The sequence below is a fragment of the Pseudomonas sp. BP01 genome (assembly GCF_022760795.1).
GTDB classification, from domain to species: domain Bacteria; phylum Pseudomonadota; class Gammaproteobacteria; order Pseudomonadales; family Pseudomonadaceae; genus Aquipseudomonas; species Aquipseudomonas putida_Q.
Map to the genome: position 1 here is coordinate 1 of NZ_JAFBKA010000121.1, position 300 is coordinate 300.

Here is a 300-nt window from a genome sequence, read left to right on the forward strand (position 1 = left end):
CCAGGTCGTTGGCCAGGGCGGTATTGATGTGCACGGTGAAGGTCGGTTTGACGTTTTCCGCTACCGAGGTCTGGTCGGCCGTGATGGTGACCTGTACCAGGTCGCCCTGGTTGCCAGTGCCCGGAGTACCCGAACCTGGTTCGTCGGTCACGGTGGTGCTGACCGGCGTCTTATCCAGGGTCAGCTGCTCGAACTTGCCGACGTCAGCGCCCGCAACGGTCGCGATCGACTGCACCACTGGCGTGTTGCTGCCGACGTAGACGTTGTCCGGCGCGGTCACGGTGATCGAACCGCTGGTGC

At 64.0% G+C, this 300-nt stretch carries 1 protein-coding gene; it reads right to left on the reverse strand.

The annotated features are described in order from the left end of the window. The coding region (locus JOY50_RS28750; protein WP_243056200.1) for an immunoglobulin-like domain-containing protein at positions 1 to 300 on the reverse strand (300 nt) is incomplete at both ends.